The 21,024-nt window shown below is 34.1% G+C and carries 22 protein-coding genes; 20 read left to right on the plus strand and 2 right to left on the minus strand.

The window, feature by feature from the left end; all coding sequences use genetic code 11:
• Positions 1-16: 16 nt before the first annotated feature.
• The 7 genes from GC105_RS07515 (at position 17) to GC105_RS07545 (ending at position 6,257) form a co-directional block, all read left to right on the plus strand.
• Entirely contained in the window at positions 17-409 is a 393-nt protein-coding gene (locus GC105_RS07515; protein ID WP_152803293.1) for a DUF134 domain-containing protein, read from the plus strand.
• Entirely contained in the window at positions 409-777 is a 369-nt protein-coding gene (locus GC105_RS07520) for a NifB/NifX family molybdenum-iron cluster-binding protein (protein WP_152803295.1), read from the plus strand. Before GC105_RS07515 ends, GC105_RS07520 begins: the two co-directional genes overlap by 1 nt.
• Before the next feature lies 1 nt (position 778).
• Complete coding sequence (locus GC105_RS07525) at positions 779-1,636, plus strand: nucleotide-binding protein (RefSeq protein ID WP_152803297.1); 858 nt, start codon at positions 779-781, stop codon at positions 1,634-1,636.
• Entirely contained in the window at positions 1,614-2,498 is an 885-nt protein-coding gene (locus GC105_RS07530) for an ATP-binding protein (protein WP_343029984.1), read from the plus strand. Before GC105_RS07525 ends, GC105_RS07530 begins: the two co-directional genes overlap by 23 nt.
• Before the next feature lie 82 nt (positions 2,499-2,580).
• Entirely contained in the window at positions 2,581-3,420 is an 840-nt protein-coding gene (locus GC105_RS07535; RefSeq protein ID WP_152803299.1) for an Mrp/NBP35 family ATP-binding protein, read from the plus strand.
• Positions 3,417-3,776, plus strand: coding sequence for a NifB/NifX family molybdenum-iron cluster-binding protein (locus GC105_RS07540; RefSeq protein ID WP_152803301.1), 360 nt, complete (start codon positions 3,417-3,419; stop codon positions 3,774-3,776). The genes GC105_RS07535 and GC105_RS07540 overlap by 4 nt, the downstream gene beginning before the upstream one ends.
• Before the next feature lie 816 nt (positions 3,777-4,592).
• Positions 4,593-6,257, plus strand: a complete 1,665-nt coding sequence (locus GC105_RS07545; RefSeq protein WP_152803303.1) for a sensor domain-containing diguanylate cyclase — start codon at positions 4,593-4,595, stop codon at positions 6,255-6,257.
• A gap of 99 nt (positions 6,258-6,356) precedes the next feature.
• Here GC105_RS07545 and GC105_RS07550 read toward each other — a convergent pair whose 3' ends face one another.
• The gene (locus GC105_RS07550; RefSeq protein ID WP_193708324.1) at positions 6,357-7,265 is read right to left on the minus strand and encodes a LysR family transcriptional regulator; all 909 of its coding nucleotides are present in this window, start codon (positions 7,263-7,265) and stop codon (positions 6,357-6,359) included.
• Between the two features lie 250 nt (positions 7,266-7,515).
• Here GC105_RS07550 and GC105_RS07555 point away from each other — a divergent pair, with 250 nt between their 5' ends.
• The 13 genes from GC105_RS07555 (at position 7,516) to GC105_RS07610 (ending at position 18,814) form a co-directional block, all read left to right on the plus strand.
• Complete coding sequence (locus GC105_RS07555; RefSeq protein ID WP_152803307.1) at positions 7,516-8,472, plus strand: uroporphyrinogen decarboxylase family protein; 957 nt, start codon at positions 7,516-7,518, stop codon at positions 8,470-8,472.
• A gap of 35 nt (positions 8,473-8,507) precedes the next feature.
• Positions 8,508-9,773, plus strand: a complete 1,266-nt coding sequence (locus tag GC105_RS07560) for an aconitase X (RefSeq protein ID WP_152803309.1) — start codon at positions 8,508-8,510, stop codon at positions 9,771-9,773.
• 5 nt (positions 9,774-9,778) lie between these two features.
• Positions 9,779-10,204 (plus strand): aconitase X swivel domain-containing protein, encoded by a 426-nt coding sequence (locus tag GC105_RS07565; protein WP_193708325.1) that lies wholly within the window; start codon positions 9,779-9,781, stop codon positions 10,202-10,204.
• A gap of 24 nt (positions 10,205-10,228) precedes the next feature.
• Positions 10,229-11,293, plus strand: coding sequence for a TRAP transporter substrate-binding protein (locus tag GC105_RS07570; RefSeq protein ID WP_152803314.1), 1,065 nt, complete (start codon positions 10,229-10,231; stop codon positions 11,291-11,293).
• A gap of 94 nt (positions 11,294-11,387) precedes the next feature.
• Positions 11,388-11,912 carry a TRAP transporter small permease gene (locus GC105_RS07575; RefSeq protein WP_152803316.1) on the plus strand — a complete coding sequence of 175 codons (525 nt, stop codon included), beginning with the start codon at positions 11,388-11,390 and terminating at the stop codon, positions 11,910-11,912.
• A gap of 2 nt (positions 11,913-11,914) precedes the next feature.
• Entirely contained in the window at positions 11,915-13,255 is a 1,341-nt protein-coding gene (locus GC105_RS07580; RefSeq protein ID WP_152803318.1) for a TRAP transporter large permease subunit, read from the plus strand.
• 59 nt (positions 13,256-13,314) lie between these two features.
• Entirely contained in the window at positions 13,315-14,529 is a 1,215-nt protein-coding gene (locus tag GC105_RS07585; RefSeq protein ID WP_152803320.1) for an FAD-dependent oxidoreductase, read from the plus strand.
• A gap of 344 nt (positions 14,530-14,873) precedes the next feature.
• Positions 14,874-15,014 carry a hypothetical protein gene (locus GC105_RS16830; protein ID WP_193708326.1) on the plus strand — a complete coding sequence of 47 codons (141 nt, stop codon included), beginning with the start codon at positions 14,874-14,876 and terminating at the stop codon, positions 15,012-15,014.
• Between the two features lie 15 nt (positions 15,015-15,029).
• A complete protein-coding gene (locus tag GC105_RS07590; protein WP_152803322.1) occupies positions 15,030-16,190 on the plus strand; it encodes a uroporphyrinogen decarboxylase family protein in 1,161 nt (386 codons plus the stop codon).
• Between the two features lie 622 nt (positions 16,191-16,812).
• A complete protein-coding gene (dmpI, locus tag GC105_RS07595) occupies positions 16,813-17,001 on the plus strand; it encodes a 4-oxalocrotonate tautomerase DmpI (protein ID WP_152803324.1) in 189 nt (62 codons plus the stop codon).
• A gap of 278 nt (positions 17,002-17,279) precedes the next feature.
• A complete protein-coding gene (locus tag GC105_RS07600) occupies positions 17,280-17,738 on the plus strand; it encodes a hypothetical protein (RefSeq protein WP_152803326.1) in 459 nt (152 codons plus the stop codon).
• Positions 17,739-18,017: 279 nt separating this feature from the next.
• Positions 18,018-18,683, plus strand: a complete 666-nt coding sequence (locus GC105_RS07605; RefSeq protein ID WP_152803327.1) for an accessory gene regulator ArgB-like protein — start codon at positions 18,018-18,020, stop codon at positions 18,681-18,683.
• Complete coding sequence (locus GC105_RS07610; RefSeq protein WP_152803329.1) at positions 18,680-18,814, plus strand: cyclic lactone autoinducer peptide; 135 nt, start codon at positions 18,680-18,682, stop codon at positions 18,812-18,814. Before GC105_RS07605 ends, GC105_RS07610 begins: the two co-directional genes overlap by 4 nt.
• A 132-nt stretch (positions 18,815-18,946) precedes the next feature.
• Here GC105_RS07610 and GC105_RS07615 read toward each other — a convergent pair whose 3' ends face one another.
• The gene (locus GC105_RS07615; protein ID WP_152803331.1) at positions 18,947-20,869 is read right to left on the minus strand and encodes a flavocytochrome c; all 1,923 of its coding nucleotides are present in this window, start codon (positions 20,867-20,869) and stop codon (positions 18,947-18,949) included.
• Positions 20,870-21,024 lie beyond the last annotated feature (155 nt).

The raw sequence follows: 21,024 nt of genomic DNA on the forward strand, positions 1-21,024 counted from the left end.
AAGAGGTGAAATAGTAATGCCAAGACCAAGAAAATGGAGAAAAGTATGTTGCTTGCCAGAGAGCAACCTGTATGGTCCACTTAACGGATCACATATAGAAAATGAAATTATTATAATGACAGTTGAAGAGTATGAAACTATTCGCCTTATAGATCTGGAAGGATTAACCCAGGAGGAATGTTCTGAAAAGATGCAAGTTGCACGTGCTACGGTACAGAATATTTATAAAGACGCAAGAAGTAAGATAGCGGAATCCTTAGTCAATGGAAACATACTAAAAATTGAGGGAGGAGACTATAAACTTTACAGCGAAAATGAACGGGTGAACAGTTGTGGGAGATGCAGAAGAAATAGATGTGGAAGAAATTTTATAGAATCTGAACAATATGATAATGAGGAGGATACCTGATGAAGTTAGCAATACCAGTAGAGGATAAAACCATGGAAAGCAGTGTGTGTATATCATTTGGAAGAACACCGTATTTTCTTATATATGATACAGACACAAAGGAAAGTTTTTTTTTAGTTAATAGCGCGGCATCAAGCCAAGGTGGTGCAGGAATAAAAGCAGCACAGACTGTTGTAGATACTAAAGTAGAAGCTTTACTTACGCCACGATGCGGTGAAAATGCTGCAGTGGTAATTAAAGCAGCAAATATCAAAATATACAAGACGATTAAAGATTCGATAGAGAGTAGTATCAATACTTTTATAGAAGGGAAATTGTCATTGCTCGATGAAATTCATCCTGGGTTTCATGGGCATGGAGGCAAATAATATGAAGATAGCTGTGTTAAGCGGTAAAGGGGGTACAGGTAAAACTCTGGTATCTGTCAATCTGGCTGCAGCAGCAAATGAAGTAGTCTATATTGACTGTGATATTGAGGAACCGAATGGTCATCTTTTCTTTAAACCAGAGAAAATTCAGTCGGAAAAAATTTCTATTAAGATCCCATATGTAGATGAAAAACTTTGTAATGGCTGCCGAAAATGTGTTGATTTTTGTAAATTTAATGCTTTGGCTTATATAGGTACTAAATTTTTAGTTTTTGAAGAGGTTTGCCATTCATGTGGGGGATGCGTTTTACTTTGCCCTGAGAAAGCTTTATTTGAAAGAGATAAAGTTATTGGAGAAATTCAAAAGGGTGTTTCAGAGAATGTGACAGTCATATCAGGTATTATGAATACAGGAGAAGCTTCTGGAATTCCGATTATCAAGAAACTTTTGAACGACGTGAATAAAGATGAAAATCATACTTTCATTGATTGTCCGCCTGGGAGCGCCTGCATTGTTATGGAAAGTATAAAAGATGTAGACTACTGTATTCTTGTTGCAGAACCTACTATTTTTGGTACACATAACTTGAAAATGGTTAACGACTTGGTGAAAATATTTAACAAACCATATGGAGTAGTTCTCAATAAATGCCTTGAGGGAGAAAACCCTTCAGAGAAGTTCTGTATAGACAATGGTATCCAAATACTTGGGAAGATTCCCTTTGACAATGAGCTTGGAACTATTAATTCGAATGCTTTGATCTCAGTCAGAGAAAGCGAGAAATATAAAGACTTGTTTTGTATACTACTTCAGACTGTGATGAAGGAGGTGCAGCGTGAAACAGTTATTAATTCTTAGTGGCAAAGGTGGTACAGGAAAGACTACAATTGCTGGTGCTTTTATCAAGCTTGCTGATGCTAATGCCTATGCAGATTGCGATGTTGATGCACCGAATTTACATCTAATTATGAATCAGTTTGTGGAGCCGAAAAGAACAGATTATTATGGATTGCCTAAAGCAGAGATTAACAAGGATGTATGTATTCAATGTGATCAGTGTAAACAAAATTGCAAGTTCGATGCTATTGATATAGATAATGTGTATAAAGTGAATCCATTTGATTGCGAAGGCTGCGGAGTTTGTGAGGCTCTTTGCCCTGTTGAAGCGGTTACTTTAAAACCATCTGTAGCGGGAGAACTGATGCTCTACTTAGATGAGGATAAAGCCTTTTCAACGGCACAGCTTAAGATGGGTAGCGGTACTTCCGGTATGCTAGTTACAGAAGTTAAGAAACAGATGACCGCAATTGATGTGGATGCTGAGCTTGCAATCATTGATGGTTCTCCAGGAATTGGTTGTCCTGTTATTGCATCTATTAGCGGTGTTGACATGGTTTTAATAGTTGCAGAGCCTTCCATATCTGGTATTAGTGATATGGAACGTATAATAAAAATTGCGGAGACATTTCATACGAAGACAGCATTGTGTATCAATAAATACAATATAAATCTCGCTAATACAGGAAAGATAGAGAAATATAGCAAAGAGAAAAGTATTCCATTTGCAGGCAAGATACCTTTTGACTCTAATGCAGTTAAAGCAATCAACAAGGGTCTAACTATTGTGGAAATGGAATGCTCATCAGGGCGAGCAGTAAGAGAAGTTTTTAACAAGACAATGGATTTAATTTTTGGAGAAATAAACAGGTATGAAGCATGATAATAAAAACCGTATTGGAAACACATTAGTTTCTGAGGATTTAGGGAGCAATTTAAAATTTGAATACAAAGGAGTTAGTTAAATGAGTGAAAATTGTAATGAAAGTTGTAGCAGTTGTGGAGAAGAGTGTGATGAAAGAAAAGAGGTGATGGATTTTTCCGAAAAACTCCATGAATTAAGCAGTGTTAAGAAAGTAATAGGAGTTGTAAGTGGTAAAGGTGGTGTTGGTAAGTCACTAGTTACATCTATGCTTGCCGTTGCAATCAACAGGATGGGCTATCGTTCGGCCATACTTGATGCTGATGTAACAGGGCCTTCTATTCCAAAAGCATTTGGTATAAAGGGTAAAGCTACAGGAAGTGAATTTGGATTGTACCCAATTAAGAGTAAGACGGGTATTGATATAATGTCTATAAACCTTCTATTAGAAAACGACTCAGACCCAGTCCTTTGGAGAGGACCAATTATAGCAGGAACAGTAAAGCAGTTCTGGACCGACGTTATATGGAGTGATGTTGATTTTATGTTTATAGATATGCCGCCTGGTACAGGAGATGTTCCACTAACTGTATTTCAGTCCATAGCAGTAGATGGTATTATTATAGTAACTTCTCCCCAGGAACTTGTTTCAATGATTGTATCCAAGGCAGTAAGAATGGCAGAAATGATGAATATTCCAATTATAGGTTTAGTAGAAAATATGTCGTATTTTAAATGTCCTGATAATAATAAGGATTACAAGATATTTGGAGATAGTCATATTGAAGAGATTGCTGAAAAGCACAATTTAAAGGTTCTTGCTAAGTTACCAATTGATCCAAAAATATCAGCAGCTTGTGATAAAGGGATGATAGAGCTTTACGATGGAAATTGGCTTGAACCTGTTGTAGAAATTATAGAAAAAATGGAGGAAATAAAATGATAAAAATTGCAGTAGCGAGTGAAAATTTAATGGTGACAGAGCACTTTGGACATTGTGTCAACTTTAATATATTCGAAACCGAAGAGGACAAAGTAGTAAAGAGTGAGTCCATACCAAACCCAGGTCATAGACCAGGATTCCTGCCAAATTTCCTCAATGATATAGGAGTAAATGTAATTATATCAGGAGGCATGGGTGGTGGCGCTATTGAGATATTTAATGAAAAAGGTATTGAGGTAATTGTTGGGGCAAGTGGTGATGCTAAAGAAGCGGCAGAAGCATATCTAAAAGGTACTTTAAAATCTACAGGATCTGTATGTCGTGAACATCAACATCACGATGAATGTGATAAGTAGAGAACAAAATTAATATCAAACATCCCGAAAAGAGTTTCTCGAAGTAATAATACCTAAGCTTAGTATTGCTTAATGTTAGTATAATTCTGCAGTTGTGAAGAATAAAAAAGCTTGGATCCCCTTTATAAATAGGGGGATCCAAGCTTTTTTTATATATCATTAAAAGTGAGTAATGTATTTATTTTTTTCGTTATTCATTATTATGGTCGCCGTGGGCGGCGACCACTACAGGTGGTAATCTATTTTGTGATTTGTTATTATGGTCGCCGTGGGCAGCGACCAGTATGTGGGGTAATCTATTTTGTGATTTGTTATTATGGTCGCTGTGGGCAGCGACCACTACGGTTTGGAACAAATAAGGTTTGGGACAAATACGGTTTGAGATTAATTTCATATCATAATATCTGGTAGGGGTCGCTGCCCACAGCGACCTGCTGTACTAAAAAAATCAAAACATAATGTTGAAATATAAAACAAAATCATTCCGTACAAATAAGGCTGAAAGAGGTAAACTTAAAAAGGGGTTCTCGAAGTAATAATAGCAAATTCTAGTATTGATTAATGTTAGTACAATATGTATAATTATAACATAAATATCCAAGGAAAATTGTCTTTGGAGGGATTATTAGAAGATAGATTTAGATTATTAAGAGCATTGGAAAAACCAATGCTCTTATGGTATCACGAATACTTTATCCCGCATTAACAGGACAATTACTTTTTCAAAAGTAACAGCTTTTATTGAATTACATTGGTAAATATTTTAAAGTTATTTGTGACTATAAAATATCTGAAGCCTGATAAGGAGTAGAAGACATGGGTCAAATACATAAGAAAAATAATAAATTGATTTATTTGGCAATTGCGGGTGTAATTCTAATAATAAGTATATTAGCTTACATATTACCATCAGAAAATCTTCGAATATATCAGAGTCCTATATATGATTTGAATCAAAATTGGAGCATTATATCTAAAGAAAAAGTTGCTAGTGATGTTGACTTACCAATTAAATTTGATGTAATACCAAATGAAACTTATATAGCTGAGCGTGTATTTGAAGATGATTTTCCCAATTATATGAAACTTCGTATTAGGTCGTCGATGCAATCATTGAAAGTACTCATTGATGGAGAGGAAATTTTCGCAAGTAAAAAACCGTCATCTGGAATATTGACGAGTCCAGAAGCAAGTGTCTGGCATTTTGTGGAATTGCCAGAGGATGTGAAAGGAAAGACTCTTACACTAGTGATGAATTCGCCTGTCAAGGCTTTTTCGGGATTAGTTAACTCTATTTTCTATGGAAGAGGAGATTCTCTAATATATGACTTGTTATTTAGTCAGCAAATAGGGCTTATAACTTGGATGCTGATCTTTTTATTAGGAGTAGTAGCTATTATTATTTCTTTTTTCTTATATAATATAGGAGATAATAGACTCCTATATCTAGGATTGTTTGCTATCTCAATAAGTTTGTGGATGTTATCTGAAGCAAGGCTATTGCAGTTTTTTACAGGGAATCGTTTTATTCTTGGCGGCATTAGTTATATGTTGCTTACAATTATGCCTATCCTTCTAATATTGTATTTAAGAGATACAGTTTTGATGAGATATAGAAAGCTATGTAAAATTTTAGTTTTTATATTTTCTTTGGATTTTATTATCAGTTTATTTCTTCAGCTAATAGGGGTTCTTATATTTTTTCAGACAATTCAGGTGACAAATAGTCTTATATTTTTGACTGCATTGCTCATTATTTTCCTCTTGATTAAAGAAGTGATACACCATGGTAATGTTAAAGCAAAAAAATTTCTCCTATATTTGAGTGTGTTCGCTGTTTTAATTATATTTGAAATCATTCAGTTCTATAGTCAAAATTTTGTTATGACATCGTCATATATTAGAGTAGGAATTATAGTTTTTTTTGGTTTGCTTGCAATTGATTCATGTCATTATATTGATGAATTAATAGGTAAAGAGAAGGAAACCGAAATCTTACGAAAACTTGCTTACAAAGACATGCTTACTGGTGGACTAAACAGACGGGCTTTTGAGAGGGATGTTGATAAACTTATAAATACTGCTAAAAAAGATTTTCGTTTAGTAATTCTAGATATTAACGGCCTAAAATTAATTAATGATCAATATGGTCATCAAGAAGGTGATAAGGCAATAATTAGATGTTATCAATATATAAAGGAAGCTTTTGATATAATAGGAGAGTGTTATCGACTAGGCGGAGATGAATTTGTTTGTATTATAAGGAATATTGAAATGGAAGCGTATGAAAAAGGTATAACCCTATTTAGAACTAAACTTTTACAGTCTAAGCAGGAATTATTGTATAAGCTCGATGTTGCTATAGGTAGTGATGTCTTTTATCTGAAAGAAGATCATGACGTCCATGATCTTCTTCATGATATTGATCTATTGATGTATGCAGATAAAAAACGTTTAAAAAGTAATTATCAGCAAGAGTGATATAACACGGCGATGCATATTAGTTCCTAATGTTTTAATACTTTGAGTAATAGATCTTAATTTTGAGTAAGAAGCTAGAGATAAACAATTCGATAATAACTATGTTTTCATTTTATTTTTAATAAAGTTGATAAGACTTTTGGCTTCTTTAGAAGGATGTTCAAACGGTGTACCTATGTAAATTGAAAAGGGAGGTCTTTCGTGAATGGGTACAATTACTATAGTTTCATTGCTATCGTATTCAGAAGTGATGCTTTTGCAAAGGCTTTTAGATAATACAGATATACCGAACTTCAAACAAACAAATTGAAAGAGTGCAGAAGTAGAAGAAACTGTGGCAACAACGTTATCGCTTAATAAATTTTCAAAGCCAAAAGGTGCAAGAGCTTGTTTGTATTCTTCCACACCTTTGTTGATTAATATAATGGATTCATTTTCTAATTGAGATAAATCTACGTTTTTTTGTGAAGCTAAAGGGTGATCTCTGCTACAAATGACACTAAGTTCATCTTCGATAGTGTGATGTATTATAAAATTTTTCAGGTATTTCATAGAAAATTCTCTAACAATTGCGATATCTGCATTTTCTTCATAAATCTTCTTAATAATTGTTTTTATATCCTCTTCGGCAATTTTTAAATTAATGTCTGAATTTTGTCTTTTATATTCCATGATAAGACTTGATAGATCATATAAATGCATGACAGGCAATGAGATAATATTTATCAATGAATTTTTGTTGTCCAAGTATTTTTGGAGATAATCATTCATATCATTATAAGATTCAACAACCTTCTTTGCATAGGGAATGAGATTCTCGCCTTCTCTGGTTAAGCTAACATTTCTCGTAGTTCTATGAAATAGTATGACACCTAATTCTTTTTCTAAAGTCATCATATTTTTTGATAAGGTAGGTTGGGATATATGCATTTCTTCTGCGGTGGTAGAAAAATGCAATGTTTCAGACAAGGATAAAAAAAAATTTAGAAATTCAATCATCATGTACATCCAATCCCTACTTCCCATGCTTATTAAATTGCACAAAAATTGCAACTTAATATTATTATAAAATTTAAAAGATTACGTGTCAAATTGTATTTAAAGCATAAAAAAGGATTTATTCTTTAAATGCATATATCTTGAGAGTATTCGAATTGCTAAGCGTAGTTTTAAACTTTATAATTAGATGCAAAGATACAATATTCAATCAAGCAATATTGATTGATAAAATTTACAATGAAAAGGAGATGATTATTTAATGGTGACCAAAGAAAGAGATATTATACAATGTGTTTTAGAGCACAAATGCCCTCCTCGTTTTCCTGTAAATGGAATACAATTAGATTTTGTGCCTTGGGAACACAGTCATGAACCACAAGGAGGGTATGATTGGTTTGGTGTTCATTGGACCAAAGAAAAAGATGGGACACAAGTTGTAACTCAGGGTTTTAAACGTCTCAATGATATCTCAGAATGGAAGGAAAAAGACATTATGCCAAAACTGAATTTATATGATTGGGAAGAACATGCAAAATCGGTAACCTCTGTTTGGGACAGAGAAAATTATTTCCAAATGATTAAAGTGCAAAGCGGCCATTTCGAACGGTTATACAGTATAGTAGGTTTTGAAGATGCACTTATATCTTTTTATGAATCTGAAGAGGATGTAATGGAATTCTTTGAAGCTTTGACACAGACAAAATTAGAAATCATTAATCGAGTTAAAAAGTACTACAATCCCGATGTTTACAGTCAACATGACGATTGGGGAACCAACCTAAATATGTTTTTCAAACCTGATATGTGGCGGAAATTTATTAAACCTCATGTGATGAGATTAGTTGATGAATGCCATAAATTAGGAATGTACTATGAACAGCATACCTGTGGTCATGTCACACCAGTTATTCAAGATTTAGTGGAAATTGGAGTAGACATGGTAGAAATCCAATCTTGCAATGATTTAGAATATATCAAAGAAAATTTTGGAGATAAATTAATCCTAAGAGGTTGCTTTAATGGACAGATCATATCTAGACCAGATGTAGGAGTAGAAGAAGCAAGAAAATCCGTCCGATATACTATGGAAGTGTGTGGAAAAAATGGAGGTTTCTTACCTTCGGTGGTCTGGGGAATAAAAGATCCACTTGTTTTGGAGGCAGTAAAGGATGAAATGTCAAAATGTGAGATGGAGTTGTGTATTGGATCTATATAGTGAAGAAAAAATTAATTCGGGTGAGGTGTTGAAGAATGTATTTAAATGATGAAGAAAAAAGCATATTGGACGGAAAGCAAGGATATCTAGCAGCTAAATGTATGGAATTTCTTGTGGCTTATGGAGAAGCAGCAGGTGCAGAGTGCTTAGTCGATATAGATGGAACAGTTGACATACATCCAGGTGGGAATCCTACTTGGGTTCCTGATTACAGAATACCAGAAGAAGAAATATACGAAGCTGCAAAAAGAGGGGAACAATTTAAGGTACCAACTTTTTCTAATAAGCCAACTCCTGGTTTTATTATAGATGGATGCGAAGGTTGCGGAACCTGGCCTAGCGGAGATCAAGAATATTGTCAACAAAGGCTCAAAGATATGGAACCGCTATTTCAGATGGGTATGATTCCAACATTTTCATGTGACTATTACTTGACTGCTTCCTACTGGCCAACAGCTGGGCAACATTGTTCATGGGGAGAAAGTTCCGCTATTCCATGGCTTAATGCGGTACTGGGAGCAAAAGGAAACTTTGATGGTTGTTTTCAAACGGCGTATTTGGGAAAGGTACCGAAATATGACTTACATTTAGATGAAAATAGAGCCGCCACAGTTCTAGTAACGTGTGAAACTAAATTGGAGAGGGATATGGATTATGACCTGTTTGGATGGGCAGTGTCAGAAAAGCTTGGAATGAAGGTGCCTGCTTTTATGGGAATCGGAAAGCCAACAGTTAGTCAGTTAGTCAAAATGAATTCTAGTTTAGCAACAGGAGGACAGGTAAGAATGTATCACATTCCTGGAGTCACGCCAGAAGCATCATCTTTAGAAGAAGCATTTAAAGGAAAAAAACCTCAAGAAGAGATGAACATAACTGATGAAGATTTACGAAGAGTTTACAATTTGGTAAATTATGCGTCAGATGAAAATGTAGAATTTGTTTTTCTTGGATGTCCACATTATAATATCGTAGAAGTACAACAAGCTGCGCGTCATTTATATGGTAGAAAAGTCAAAGCAGATTTATGGGTAATGACAAGTCCCCAAGTATATTCTATGGCAGAAAAAATGGGGTTAAAAGATATTATTGAGAAATCGGGAGCGCATTTTATGTCTGGTACATGTGCTGGTGAGCTTCGGGGAGAATTGTACCCATACAGTGTCATGGCAATGGATGCTACCAAACAAAACTATTACATGTCCGGTCATTTGTATCCACGAAAACCGCAGATTTGGTATGGTTCTCAGAAAGAATGTATTGATGCTGCCGTTACTAGAAAATGGAGAGGGGAATGGAGGTAATTGAAATGAGTGAAACTAAAGACAGTATCATCATAAAAGGAAGAACTGTTTACCCAGGGAAAGTTGAAGGAGAAGCCTTAGTTTCTAAAATGCCATTAATGGGCTGGGGTAATGTAAACGTAAAACAAGGTTTCACCGTAGAAAGGGATCATCCCTTATATGAAGTACCTCTAAAAGATAAAATATTGGTATTTCCTTATGTAAGAGGATCAGGTGGCTTCGTTATGTATGGTCATACCAAGAGATATGGAGTTAATCCATTGGCAATGCTTTGCACAGAACCTATCTCATATGGTATTTTTGCAGCCATGACTATGAAACAACCTATGATGACAGATTTTGACATAGATCCAGTTAAAATTATTGAAACGGGTGATTACATAATCGTTAATGCAGATGAAGGTTTTATCGAAATAGTTAAAAATGTTTAAATAAAATATAAAGGGGATAGCAGTATGAAACGCATTTTAGCTATAAGTCTTGTATGTTTATTAACATTAACACTTTTAGTAGGTTGTGGAACTGGTGGTGGTAATAATTCTACTGAAACTAGTGGTTCTGAACAAACCTGGGAACTTAATTTAGGATGTATTGCTAACAATCCTACAACATCAACAGGTTACAATTCGATTGGTAAAGCTATTTTGGAATTCACGGAACTTGCAGATGAGTATACAGAGGGAAAAGTAAAGATAACACCACACTGGTCAAGTGTACTTGGAAATAATGTTCAACTTTATGAGCAAATTATGATGGGTGAGTTAGATTTCCATATAGGTCAACCAATGTCAAGCGCAGACAAACGTTTTGCAGCTTGGAATGTACCTTTTGTCTTCGAGTCTTTGGAAGAAGTTAAAATAGGATTTAATTCTGAGACAGGTGTATTATTTAAACTGACTTCAAATTGGATGGAAGAAAATGGAGTTAAGCTATTAGCAGTAAACACAAGTGTCTTTAGAGGTGTAATATCACAGGATCCAGTATATGTGCCTGCTGATATGAAAAAAATGAAAATTAGAACATATGAAGATTCTCTTGTTAATAAGTTCTGGGGAGAAATTGGAACGGCTTCTATTATTGCAGGGTCTGAAATATACTCAGCATTACAGACAAAAACAGTAGATGCCATGGAATTCCATGCAACAGGTACTATGAGCTTTAAATTATATGAAGTAGCCAAATACTTTACAGATTTAAACTGGCAATGGACAAATGGTGCTACTTTGACTTTACCTATTGAACTTTGGGAATCTTTCCCTGAAGAGGTACAGAAAGCACTTCAAAGGGCTGCCGACGAAATGGTGGAGCGTCAATACTCATATGAAATTGCAGATCAAGAACAAGTTTTTGCTGATTTAGAAGAAGAGGGAATGACGATTATCAAGCCAACTGATGAACAAAGACAGGAATGGATTGAACTTTCAAGAGGAATGGATGATTGGTTTAAAGATTATGTAGGATCAGAAGCCTACGATGAGTACATGGCTGCAGTTGCAGAGAATAAAGCGGCTATGAAATAAGAAACTATAATCACCGTTTATGAATTCTGGCTTCACGTCGTTTTTCTAGCTGACATCGACGTGAAGTAATATTATTCAGTAAGGAGAGATTGGAATGAAAACCATAATTAGATTTTTAAAACCAATCAATAAGGCAACTGGAGTTTTACTGAATCATTTTAATGGATTTTTGATATTCACAATATTCGCAATTGTATTATATACCATATTATGTCGGTATGTATTTAATATTAACACAGGGGGTATCGATGAGTTTACTGTGTATTGTATGACTAGTTCAGTTTGGGTAGGTGCTGTTTTAGTAAGTAGAAATTACTCAGAAGGGCAGATAAAGATTGATCTACTAAGAACTTACGTAAAAAATGAAACAGTAATGGCTGTATTCGATTCCATATGGCAAATAATTGGAATTATAGTTATGGCTATGTATACAAACCTTTCTTTCAAATACTTTATATACCAGTTAAAAAGAGGTTCTGTTTTATCAGGTGTTAACTTCCCAATTTGGGTTTTTACCGGCATCATGACTCTTTGTTCTGCTCTCATAGCAATATATGAGTTATCTTATATTGTGCATTTGATTAATTCAAGATTATTAAGTAAAAGAAGGGAGGGATAACAGTGCAATTATTATTGATTTCGATCATGGTATTTGTAATTATGATTATGGGAGCTCCTGTAGCATATTCATTTGGACTTGGAGCATTACTATTTCTTATCTTAAATGGATTAAGTCTTGGTCCAGTTGCCTCCACTGCTTTTTATGCAATGAATAGTTTTGCTTTTTTGGCTATACCACTATTTGTATTGGCGGGAGATTTAATGACAAGAAGTGGTATTGCCGATCGATTAGTGGGTTTTTCATCATCCTTGCTTAAAAATGTAAAAGGAGCAATGGGAGCGGCAGTTATTTTTGCATCCATGTTCTTTGGCATGCTAACAGGTTCCAATATTGCCACTATTACTGCAATAGCCGGTATCATGAAGGAACCTATGATGAAAATGGGGTATAAAAAAGAGTACATTGCAGGGGTTTTAGCGGCGTCTGGTCCACTAGGTTATATGATTCCTCCAAATACCAATGCAATCATGTTTGCGGTTATCGCAAGTTGCTCTGTTAGCGATTTGTTTTTATCTACGGTAGTACCTGGATTAATTTGGGCTATAATGATGATGGTAGTGAATAGATTTTTATATAAGAAGTATTATGATCCCAGTGTAGCAACAGAAGAATATAAAGAAATAGCAATTAGAGATGGAGACAAAATACCGGGTGAAACGATAGGCACTTACTTTAAAGATCTGGGAAAAACCTTTGTGTTGACTATACCTGCCTTAATTATGCCGTTAATAATCTTCGGTGGAATATATGGAGGGATTTTTACTGCTACAGAAGCAGGTGCCGTATCAGGTGTCTATGCGATCATTCTTGGTGTAATTATAACTAAGAATATGAAAGCAAAGGGTATTTGGGATAGTTTTACATCGACTGGAAAACAAATGGGTACGATATTGTTTATTACTCCGTTTGCTGCAATTTTTACATATGTTCTGGTTACCAATGGAGCACCAGCAGCAATAGCTAACTTTTTTCTTTCTGTTTCCAATAATAAAATAATACTATTGCTCTTATTGGATGCAGTATTTATTGTTTCAGGATTTTTTGTAGGACCTGCAGTAATTATATTTGTAATCACTCCTCTTCTTATGCCTACTGCGGCGGCAATGGGAATTGATACGATTCAGCTTGGAGTTATGCTGTTTGTTGCAATAGGTATTGGTAACATAACACCTCCAATGGCTTTTAATCTATTTATTGCAGCGAGAGTAGTGGATGTAGAAGTATCTAAGGTTATTAAACCTTTATATTACTACTTCATATTTACAGGAGTGCCAATGCTTCTTCTAGTTACCTTTGTACCAGAGCTCAGCTTATGGTTACCGCGATTAATTAGTGGATAGTAGAGGATATAAGTAATTGTAATTAGATTGGGAAAGTTTCTTTTGTAGGAGGATTTGTTATGGCAACATATGTAATAGAAAATCAAATAAAAACGAACATTGATTTAAATTGTGACGTTCTGGTTGCAGGTGGTGGAATTGCGGGAGTAGCTGCTGCTATTGCAGCAGCTAGAAATGGAGCTAGTGTGACTTTACTAGAAAGAGAATATTCACTTGGTGGTCTTGCCACATTAGGGCTTATTACCATTTATCTACCTCTATGTGATGGTATGGGAAACCAAATATCATTTGGTATTGCTGAAGAGCTGTTAAGATTGTCAATCAAGCACGGCGCCGAAAAGAACTACCCTGTTGCTTGGCTGAATCGGGGAACCAAAGAACAACGTGTGAGCAAACGTTTTATGACACAGTTTAACCCTATCCTATATGCTATTGAAATGGAAAAACTATTACTTGACTTAGATGTTCGAATATTATATGGAACCCTAGCTGTGGATGTAGTTAAATTAGATGATCGGATTGAAGCAGTAATACTAGAAAATAAATCGGGAAGAAGTGCAATACAATCTAAAACTGTTATAGATTGTACAGGCGACTCAGATATCTGTAAGTTTGCAGATGAAAAAACAGAATTATATAAACCTAAAAACAGTGTTGCTAGCTGGTATTACTATTTTGAGAAAGATAGTGTTCAGCTAAAAATGTTTGGTTTAGCTGATATCGTTCCTGATCAAGAAGGACAACAGACATTTAATGAAACGGTACAGATTATTGGAAGTAAACGTTACACAGGTGTGGACGGCGTTGAGCTAAGCGATATGGTAATAAACGCGCATCAGGAGATGTTTGATGATATTATGAAACATAAGGATAAAAACCCCAAGTATGTCCCTGTTTCTATATCGACTATTCCTTTAGTACGAATGACTAGAAAAATTGTTGGCACCTATATTCTACATGATACTGAATCCCATAAGCAATTTGAAGACAGCATAGGAATGATTAGTGATTGGAGAAAGTGCGGTCCAGTATACGAAGTTCCATTTAGATGCCTTATGGGCGATAACGTATGTAATTTGTTGGTTGCAGGTAGGAATATTTCCGTGACAGATGAAATGTGGGATATTACTAGGGTAATTCCCGCATGTGCTGTTACTGGGGAAGCGGCTGGAACTGCGGCTGCATTATTTGAAGATTTCAGAAAAGTTGACTTAAAAAAGCTACAAGTACAATTAAAATCTCAAAATGCAGTATTACACCAAGAAGGGGATTGAATCAAGAATCGCTTCTTCTATTTAGAACTGTTTTTGTAGTGGTTTATTGGTGAAACAAATATCTAGATTTTATAGTTGAATATTATTAATTTTGCTATACATTTACAATGTAAAAGATACAAAAGAATATAGACTTTTAAATACATCAATAATTGGAATAATTCATAAATAAATTAATATTAATTAATGATGTCAATTTTAAATATTAAATGTTATTTACAATGCCGTAACTCTTATACCGTACTACATAATAGCATTTTAAATTATTACATTAATATTTAAACTTTTGGTACAAATGTAGGAGATTTATTTTAACAAAACTAATTATATGGAGGTGTAATATTATGAAGTACAATACAGACCTATATAAAACTGATGATGAGATTATCAAGGAATATAATTTGACAGAAGATGAAAAAGTATATTTACTTCCAGCTTTAAGAAAAGTTGAAGACCAAGTATTCAATATTCTTATTATGTTGTAGAGAGGAGAAGAAATAATGGGAAATTTAGAGGTTCAAGAAAAAAATCAACTATTTATAGATCAATGGGAAGGAAGAGTGCCTAAACGTGTACCTGTTGTTCAACAGGTAGATACTGCTTGCGCAATTGAATTGAAAGGGTATTCGCTTGTACGTGAACAGTATAATCCAGAAAAAGTATTAGAGGCTATTGATTATACAACTTCCCAGATAGATTCTGATATTACTCCTGTATCAATGTCTCAAAATCCCGTTTATCTGCGTATTATGGGATCTCATAAATTTAAAACTGGCAGTGATGGATATATTCAACATGCTAATGAAAGTTTTATGAATGCAGATGAATATAAAGAATATAGTAAAGATATTTATCTTTTTAATGCTACAAAAGGTGTAGATCGATCATTTGACAATATAACTTTGACAGGAAATAAGGATATCAGTGCCATACAGAATGCTACAGTTCTTTTAAAGGGTTTATTTGCTCAGCAAAATTATAATGAAGTGTTTTTTCCTGGGAGGCAAGCTATCGTAGAAAAGTATAATCGTTCTACATGTAATCTCTTTGATGGTATTGGTTGCGCACCATTTGATACTCTAGCGGATTTCAATCGTTCATTTACCAAGGTTCTAAATGATATACGACGAAGACCACAAGAGGTATTAGAGGCAGTTGAGGCTCTTACTGAATATGAGATTCAAAGAGTAGATCGCAGTGTACCTGGAAGCAGAGTGTTTTTTGCTTTGCATATGGCAACATTTATGAGACCTAAAGATGTTGAGAAATTTTTCTGGCCTAGTTTTATGGAGGTTGTAAAACATGTGAAGAATACAGGCCGAGGAATTTACGTGTTTTGTGAAGATAATTGGGATCCATATATGGATATGGTAGCAGAGCTTCCAGAAGAAGCGGTGATTCGATTTGAAAAAACGAATCATAAATTAGCAAGAGAAAAATGTGGCATGAAGAATATTTTTACAGGATTCTTTCCAATGGAAGTTTATCGTAGTGGAACTGTAGAAGATGCTATAAACACTACAAAAAAATTCTTGGATGAAGTGGCACCGGGAGGTAAGTATCAATTTATGGCAGATAAGTCACCTCTAAGAGGAAAAGATGTTATATTAGAAAATATTAAGGCAGTAATCAAAACAGTAAAAGAATATGGTGTGTATTAAAATTATAAATAATAGTAGAAGAGTGATTAATGCTATTCTATTAGAACGTATACAAGCATATGAATGAGCTGATTTTGATGATCTAGATGAGTAGCTGGTATTCTTAGAATTTATCCCGCATTAACAAGCACGAAGATTCCCGCCGTAGGTTGGCGATGCTTCTAAGAGGGTGATACGGTAGTTTACGCTGTGGGGCAAGCTCCTTTATGGGATGAAACCAATTCCCTAAGAAATTGCGCCAGAGAATTTCATCAGATTGGTGACTGCGTTGCACCTAAAAACATTTGGAATGCCACTAGCATAGCCCACTTTGTATCTAAGGATTTAGGTCGCTACTGACGGATGGATAGTGTTAGTTCTAAAGGTTGAGGATAAAGTAGGTAATTAAATATTTCCACCATAATTTATGATATAATATTCGAACCAGCAGATTGGCTCGCAGAAATCAAAGCATTTTTCATGCTTGCACGAAAAGATGAGAGGATTTCTATGAGCAAGTGCCAACGACTGAGACCGCAAAGCGGTCGAAGCAATTTGCAGAGGATAAAGTAGGTAATTAAATATTTCTACCATAATTTATGATATAATACAAACAGATGATTTTGAAAAGGAGGGATTATTTATGCCAGTAATAACAGTTGAAGGATCTCAAATGACAAAGGAAGTTAAAGCTTTACTAGTAAAAGAACTTGTTACTAAAGCAAGTGAAGTAATGAATATTCCGGAGCAAGCATTTGTCACTCTTATTAGAGAAAATGACTTTGATAATATTGGAAACGGAACGTCACTGCTTTCTGAAAGAATGAAGTAATGTAATAGTTAAAATAAGGAATCACAATGAATACAAAACCTTTCAAACAAAAAGGAGTACAGTGTGAATAAATTACATTGTACTTCTCTATTTATTATATTGGTTGTTATTCATACATATTATTTACTTAATGTAATCAAAAGACTTTTTATATTAATGAAAAGAATATAGTCAAATAAATATAATTTTCTGTTAAAATTTAAAGTAATGTAAGAAAAAATTAAGGTTTATGTGGTAATTTAGTTTATATAGATAAATAGAAATGGGGAAAGTGATGTATGAAAAGACTAATTGGTTTTTTAGTAGTGTTGTCTGTTCTAGGTGTAATTGGATGGAAGGTATACCCTTATATTGTAGTAGGTATAGATTACTTAAATGGAGATGAACCAGGAATTACCAATGAGAATGGTCTTGGAGAAACAATAAAGCAATATGTTGAAAGTGGAGAAATTCTCTCTGATGAAAAATCGGTGAAGGCTCTAAATAATATATCTGAGGATCTTACGAAGGCAAGGGAATCTCTATCTACAGAGCAACAAAAAGAAGTAGTAACATTAGCGCAACAGGCCATTGACAGTACTCTTAATAATGAAGGGGATTATAAAGAGAAAATAGATCAGCTTATGGATGCATATAGAGGTTTGCCAAGTGATGAACAGCAAAACATTCAATTTTCAATTGGAAAAAGTATTAATATGAGAGATTATTTGACATTGAAGGAAAAGTTAGAAGAATAATAAACGACTAAATAAGCATTAAACATAACTTTTAAGGCAGTTGGACATATTCTAACTGCTTATTTTTGTACCTTTAGTAAATAAAGAGGCTTCACGATAATGCTTTAGAAATCATATTTTTCATTGTAGATTTATCAATTTTTGTAACGTAATTTATAATAGTTAATTACAAATAAAGGATTTTCGAAATTATTGTTGAATATATACTGTATAATAAAAAAAATATCAGTAGCTCTTTTCAACGTTAATAAAAAGTAGATATAAGGGGGGTAGATTAGGATGAACAATATAGAAAAAATATCTAATAGTATAGCAGCAAAAATTTCTTCTATTTTGAATTACGATAAGGATTACGAAGAAGTGTTAGCTTATGGTGCATTTTCTATGCTTCAAACAATATTTACTATTTTGCTCATTTTATTATTTAGTATTTTTTTCAAAGTACCTGTTGAAGCATTTATTATTTCATTTACTGCATCTATTTTAAGAAAATATTCTGGTGGAGTACACGCAAGTACTTCAGGTCGATGCACTATATTAGGTGTTACTGCATTTGTAAGCATGGCTGTACTTATTAAACAGTTAATAAATTTCAGTCTACTAATAAATTTTTACTTTATTATAGGATGTTTTGGATTTGCTTATTTTACTGTTTTTAAAAATGCACCTAAAGATACACCAAATAAATTAATTACAAATGTAGAAGTTAGGAAAAGTTTGAGGAAGAAATCCTTATGGGTTTTACATATTTTTTTATTAATTACTGTATTACTACTGTTTTTGTCTACAAGAGGTATTTATTTATATGGATTGATTATTGTTTTTTCTATTTTATGTGGAATAAGTTGGCAAGCTTTTACATTAACCTACATAGGAAATCTGATAATATCTAATTTAGATAAACTACTAGGTAGAATTTATAATATCGGAGGTGAAATTCAATGAAGAGAAGATTAACTATGTCAGCAGTAGCTTTTGCAACTATGATATTAACTCTTGTTGCTACTACTACTTCAGCATCTGCTTGTTGGTTTGGTCTTTATCAACCTAAAGAACCTAAGATGTTGAGGAAATAAGAGTAAAGGGGCCTTTTTAAGGGCCCCACTCTTATTACTAAAGTTATATTGACAATGATTGTGTTATAAGTTAATTTACTAAAAAATAGAAATAAACGACTCTATAATACGAAATTAAGGATAATGTGATAATTATTGTGAAGTAGCTGCAGCTGCTTTTGTACCGGCAATCCTACCAAATACCATAATATCTGCGGTTGCATTACCACCTAGTCGGTTACCTGCGTGGATGCCACCAGTTACTTCCCCTGCTGCATAAAGACCTTCAATTACATTACCTTCAGTATCAATAACTTGGGTATCTGTATTGATTTCAACACCACCCATAGTATGATGTAATGAAGGAATACGTGGAGTTGCACAGTAAGGTCCTTTATCAATTTTATCGTCACCAAAGTTTGATTTTCCAAAATCAGGATCGAGATTATCATCTACATAAGAGTTGTATTTCTTCATTTCATTTACGAAATTATCAACAGGAACTCCCATTTTTTCTGCTAGTTCTTCTAATGTATCAGCATAGAAGATATGCCCTGCTTCTTGCATATTGATTAGAACATCTTCTTCATAATTGCTTAAAATATCGTTATCACCGATAATGTAGAAAAGACCATTTTCCTGATCAAGAGCAGCTTTAGAAAGAACATCACGTTCTGCATACTCATTTACATATCGAACACCCTCACTATTGACGAATACTTGTGATTCAGCACTACCCCATATACCATCGGTCATTGTGCCTGTAATAGGATGAGAACTTGGCATCATCTGTGAATAACCCATACCTACTAAATTTGCTCCGATTTGTTCAGCCATAACAATGCCATCGCCAGTTGCTGTGCCTACATTAGTTGATTTAGTCGTATCAGTAACATATTCTCCCCAATAATTATCATATTCAGCTACCATCTTCGCATTTGCTGCGTACCCTCCAGTTGCTAAAATAACTCCACCATTAGCATAGGATGTAACTTCTGTACCATCTGATTTTACAGATTTAACACCAATTACTTTACCGTCTTCTTCCATGAGTTCTTTAGCTTCAGTTTCTGTCATTATTTCAACACCAAGATCTAAAGCTTGCTGTTCAAATGTACCTATTATGCTACCGTTTTCTGTAGTAAAAGTAGCATGGGTACGAGGCCAAAGAGCGCCAAGGACTGTAAAAGTTGAATCTGAAACAGTAATGTCATGGCTCTTCATCCAGTCAAGGGTTTCTAGAGCATTATTAGATATTGTACTTACTAAATCAAAATTTGGTTTAATAGTAGTGCCATCTAGACCAGTACGAGATCCCCCTATGTACCATTGCATAGTGTGGAGTTCTGGGCTATCAAATAGATAGGATTCACCACTATCTAAATATTCTTTAATTTGTTTTTGAACAGTCACTACTATTTCACTATAATCTTCATATTTTTTTGGATCCTCTTTTAAATACCCTTCTAATTCTATACGAAGTGAATCGTCTATTTCAGCTTTCTGTTGAACTTCAGGATTAGCAGAGTTATATACTTTTCCTGCTACTAAAGTGTTTCCACCCAGATAACCTGCTTTCTCGACTATTAGAACAGAAGAGCCTTCTTCAGCAGCTGAAATAGCAGCTGCAAGTCCAGCACCTCCGCCGCCAACAACGACCACGTCATATGTACCTTCAATAGGTTCTTGAGCTTGAATTTCAACTTTATTTTCTAACAAAATACTTGTATCTCCACCTGCTTGATTAACAGCATCTGATACTGCATTTATAATACCATTGCTAGTCATAGTAGCTCCAGTTATAGTATCAATATCAAGGGACTGGTTTTCAATTATTGCTTTAGGAATGTTCTCAAAAGCAGGATCAGCTAGATATGCTGTCTCTAATGAACTATTTACAGTTATATTAGTAATACTGTCTTCAGAAAAAGTAACATCCATTAAAATTGGACCTTTCATACCGATGCCTGTACCTGTATAAGTATCAGCTGTATAGGAATTTTCTTTTGTAGTAGTTGAGCAACCTACTAAAGATATCAAGGTTGTAATTAACATCAATGTTAATAATTTTTTCATAATATCCTCCTTAAAGTATTTGTTAAAGTATTAACTAGTAAAACTAAACCCCTTTCAAATAATATAGCTTATAAAATAAGTTATTATAGTATTAAATATATTTCAATCATGTATAGATTATTCTGATTTAGTAATTATTTATTAAAATTTTAGCA

The sequence above is a fragment of the Alkalibaculum sporogenes genome, from assembly GCF_009362815.1.
In the GTDB taxonomy this organism is placed as follows: domain Bacteria; phylum Bacillota; class Clostridia; order Eubacteriales; family Alkalibacteraceae; genus Alkalibaculum_A; species Alkalibaculum_A sporogenes.

Coding starts and splice junctions, on each gene's coding strand:
- GC105_RS07540 (WP_152803301.1), top strand. CDS start 3,417: ATGATAAAAATTGCAGTAGCGAGTGAAAATTTAATGGTGACAGAGCAC.
- GC105_RS07590 (WP_152803322.1), top strand. CDS start 15,030: ATGGGAAATTTAGAGGTTCAAGAAAAAAATCAACTATTTATAGATCAA.
- GC105_RS07610 (WP_152803329.1), top strand. CDS start 18,680: ATGAAGAGAAGATTAACTATGTCAGCAGTAGCTTTTGCAACTATGATA.
- GC105_RS07535 (WP_152803299.1), top strand. CDS start 2,581: ATGAGTGAAAATTGTAATGAAAGTTGTAGCAGTTGTGGAGAAGAGTGT.
- GC105_RS07585 (WP_152803320.1), top strand. CDS start 13,315: ATGGCAACATATGTAATAGAAAATCAAATAAAAACGAACATTGATTTA.
- GC105_RS07605 (WP_152803327.1), top strand. CDS start 18,018: ATGAACAATATAGAAAAAATATCTAATAGTATAGCAGCAAAAATTTCT.
- GC105_RS07555 (WP_152803307.1), top strand. CDS start 7,516: ATGGTGACCAAAGAAAGAGATATTATACAATGTGTTTTAGAGCACAAA.
- dmpI (WP_152803324.1), top strand. CDS start 16,813: ATGCCAGTAATAACAGTTGAAGGATCTCAAATGACAAAGGAAGTTAAA.
- GC105_RS07570 (WP_152803314.1), top strand. CDS start 10,229: ATGAAACGCATTTTAGCTATAAGTCTTGTATGTTTATTAACATTAACA.
- GC105_RS16830 (WP_193708326.1), top strand. CDS start 14,874: ATGAAGTACAATACAGACCTATATAAAACTGATGATGAGATTATCAAG.
- GC105_RS07565 (WP_193708325.1), top strand. CDS start 9,779: ATGAGTGAAACTAAAGACAGTATCATCATAAAAGGAAGAACTGTTTAC.
- GC105_RS07575 (WP_152803316.1), top strand. CDS start 11,388: ATGAAAACCATAATTAGATTTTTAAAACCAATCAATAAGGCAACTGGA.
- GC105_RS07545 (WP_152803303.1), top strand. CDS start 4,593: ATGGGTCAAATACATAAGAAAAATAATAAATTGATTTATTTGGCAATT.
- GC105_RS07520 (WP_152803295.1), top strand. CDS start 409: ATGAAGTTAGCAATACCAGTAGAGGATAAAACCATGGAAAGCAGTGTG.
- GC105_RS07560 (WP_152803309.1), top strand. CDS start 8,508: ATGTATTTAAATGATGAAGAAAAAAGCATATTGGACGGAAAGCAAGGA.
- GC105_RS07600 (WP_152803326.1), top strand. CDS start 17,280: ATGAAAAGACTAATTGGTTTTTTAGTAGTGTTGTCTGTTCTAGGTGTA.
- GC105_RS07515 (WP_152803293.1), top strand. CDS start 17: ATGCCAAGACCAAGAAAATGGAGAAAAGTATGTTGCTTGCCAGAGAGC.
- GC105_RS07550 (WP_193708324.1), bottom strand. CDS start 7,265: ATGTACATGATGATTGAATTTCTAAATTTTTTTTTATCCTTGTCTGAA.
- GC105_RS07525 (WP_152803297.1), top strand. CDS start 779: ATGAAGATAGCTGTGTTAAGCGGTAAAGGGGGTACAGGTAAAACTCTG.
- GC105_RS07615 (WP_152803331.1), bottom strand. CDS start 20,869: ATGAAAAAATTATTAACATTGATGTTAATTACAACCTTGATATCTTTA.